The 503-nt window shown below is 71.2% G+C and carries 1 protein-coding gene; it reads right to left on the bottom strand.

What is annotated here, in order from left to right; translation table 11 throughout:
* A partial coding sequence (locus EKL15_RS24115) for an autotransporter outer membrane beta-barrel domain-containing protein (protein WP_203090515.1) occupies positions 1 to 503 on the bottom strand: 503 nt, incomplete at both ends.

The raw sequence follows: 503 nt of genomic DNA, 5'->3' as shown, positions 1-503 counted from the left end.
CCGTAGTTCACCGACCGCTTGGTATCGATGCGGTGCCAGGTGTAGCCCGCCCCGCCGCGCAGCGCCAGCGCCCCGAACTGCTTGTCGCCGTACGCCGCCAGGTGGTAGTTGTCGCTGTCCGCCTTCGACCCGTACCCGCCGTGCAGCGAGGTGCGGGTGTAGCCGGTCGCTACCCCCAACCGCCAGTCGTCCGCCGCCGCCGAGTCCAGCCCCACCAGCACCCCGTAGGTCGAGGCCTGATAACCCGTGGCGTTGGCGTCGCCCGACGCGTGGTCCCACGCCCCCAGCAGCTGCGCCCAGGCACCACCCTCGTCCGCCTTGATGGCCGACGAGCTCGCCAGCCCTTCCGCCTGACGCAGACGCCCGTTCAGCGCCTCACGCAGGTAGCGGCTGTCGTTCACCAGCGCCGACGCGATATCCGCATGGATTTGCCCCGACAGCTGACGGAACGCCTGCCGCGCTTCGCCCGCCGTGCCGCTGCCGAGCAGGCTCTCGTACACCGG

The organism is Serratia sp. 4542 (assembly GCF_016805595.1).
Classification (GTDB): domain Bacteria; phylum Pseudomonadota; class Gammaproteobacteria; order Enterobacterales; family Enterobacteriaceae; genus Serratia; species Serratia nevei.
The sequence above is the reverse complement of the archived record's forward strand: the minus strand, read 5'-3'. Positions and strand labels throughout refer to the sequence as shown.